The sequence below is a fragment of the Ammoniphilus sp. YIM 78166 genome, from assembly GCF_004522215.1.
GTDB lineage: Bacteria > Bacillota > Bacilli > Aneurinibacillales > RAOX-1 > YIM-78166.
Window position 1 is genome coordinate 1 of the sequence record NZ_SDLR01000039.1, and the last position, 667, is coordinate 667.

Below are 667 nucleotides of genomic sequence, written 5' to 3' on the forward strand. Positions count from 1 at the left end.
CTCCGTCCCCCCTTCGCAGTAACACCAAGTACAGGAATATTAACCTGTTTCCCATCGACTACGCCTTTCGGCCTCGCCTTAGGGGTCGACTCACCCTGCCCCGATTAACGTTGGACAGGAACCCTTGGTCTTCCGGCGAGCGGGCTTTTCACCCGCTTTATCGTTACTTATGTCAGCATTCGCACTTCTGATACCTCCAGCAACCCTCACAGGCCACCTTCACAGGCTTACAGAACGCTCCCCTACCCAACAACACATAGTGTCGCTGCCGCAGCTTCGGTGCATGGTTTAGCCCCGTTACATCTTCCGCGCAGGCCGACTCGACCAGTGAGCTATTACGCTTTCTTTAAATGATGGCTGCTTCTAAGCCAACATCCTGGCTGTCTGGGCCTTCCCACATCGTTTCCCACTTAACCATGACTTTGGGACCTTAGCTGGCGGTCTGGGTTGTTTCCCTCTTCACGACGGACGTTAGCACCCGCCGTGTGTCTCCCGTGATAACATTCTCCGGTATTCGCAGTTTGCATCGGGTTGGTAAGTCGGGATGACCCCCTTGCCGAAACAGTGCTCTACCCCCGGAGATGAATTCACGAGGCGCTACCTAAATAGCTTTCGGGGAGAACCAGCTATCTCCCGGTTTGATTGGCCTTTCACCCCCAGCCACAAG

General features: G+C 54.9%; 1 rRNA gene. It reads right to left on the bottom strand.

Annotated elements, in window-relative coordinates:
* Window positions 1-667, bottom strand: a 23S ribosomal RNA gene (locus EIZ58_RS32775); the annotation flags it as partial.